The sequence below is a fragment of the Lysinibacillus sp. NPDC097287 genome (genome assembly GCF_044761695.1).
Classification (GTDB): Bacteria; Bacillota; Bacilli; order Bacillales_A; family Planococcaceae; genus Lysinibacillus.
Map to the genome: position 1 here is coordinate 1 of NZ_JBIWCX010000085.1, position 1,075 is coordinate 1,075.

Annotated in this window: 2 protein-coding genes; both read left to right on the forward strand. The window is 61.4% G+C overall.

Translation table 11 applies throughout. The features are described from left to right. A partial coding sequence (locus ACIQ2D_RS22285) for a DUF1003 domain-containing protein (protein ID WP_402867455.1) occupies nucleotides 1–612 on the forward strand: 612 nt, incomplete at its 5' end. Further along, nucleotides 596–1,075 (forward strand): FAD-dependent oxidoreductase (locus ACIQ2D_RS22290; RefSeq protein WP_402867456.1); only part of this gene is annotated, 480 nt, incomplete at its 3' end. The genes ACIQ2D_RS22285 and ACIQ2D_RS22290, both read left to right, overlap by 17 nt.

Below are 1,075 nucleotides of genomic sequence, written 5' to 3' on the forward strand. Positions count from 1 at the left end.
GTCGGCCAGTTCTTGTTGTATCTCATCCTCTTCGAGGAATCCCAGCGATCCTTCCGTGTGTATGAGCTCATCGCGTCAGTTGAACAACCAGAGCGAGGACATGGAATGGTGTCGTCTTCTACCGGTGATGAAGGCTTGACGTGGGTGGATGATTTGGTGTGTCCGCATTGTGGTCACCGCCTTGGTGTCTTCGATGAGCCTTGTCCGGGTCGTGGTGAGCGATGGGCTGCCAAGATCGCCGATATGGTGGGGACCTGGTGGTTTCTGGCGGGCTTGGTGACGGTGATCGTCAGCTGGTTGGCGGTCAATTTTGTCCTGCGCCCGTTCGAGCCGCATCCGGCGACCATGCACACAGGGCTCGGCGCCATTTTGGCGACGGTGGCTGCGTTGCAGGGGCCTTTGATCCTGCTGTCCCAGCGCCGGGCTGCGGCTCGTGATCGCGGCCGTGCTCGGGAGGCGTTGCGGGTTGCCACCAACACGGAGGCCGACCTGCACGCTATTCGTGGAGTGCTCGTACGTCTGGAAGTTCCCGTGGGCTCTGACAGTTCGATTTCGGTGTCCGATTCAGCGGCACAGTCCAGGAAAGGAACGCAATATGGCGACGACGCATGATTTGATCGTGATTGGTGCCGGGACCGGTAACTACCTGTTCACCCCGGAGTTCGATGGGCTGCGGAGGGCGATCGTGGAACCTTCGCGCTTCGGTGGTACGTGCCTCAATCGTGGTTGCATCCCGACGAAGATGTTCGTGGTGGCGGCCGATGCTGTCCGGTCGGCACAACGTGCTGGAAGGCTGGGAGTGCATGCGCGGGTCGAGTCGGTCGATTGGTCCGAGATCCGCGATCGGATCTTTGGGCGCATCGATCCACTGCACGCCCAAGCGGTGGATTATCGGCGTAAGAACGGCGTCGACGTGTACACCGATCAGGCCCGTTTCGTCGCCCCGGGACGGCTGCAGGTCGGGGAGGTGGAGCTCTCCGCTGAGAAGGTTGTGCTGGCAGCAGGCTCCCGGCCGATCGTGCCTGCCATCCGTGGCCTGGACGAGGTCGAATATCACACGTCGGACACCATCATG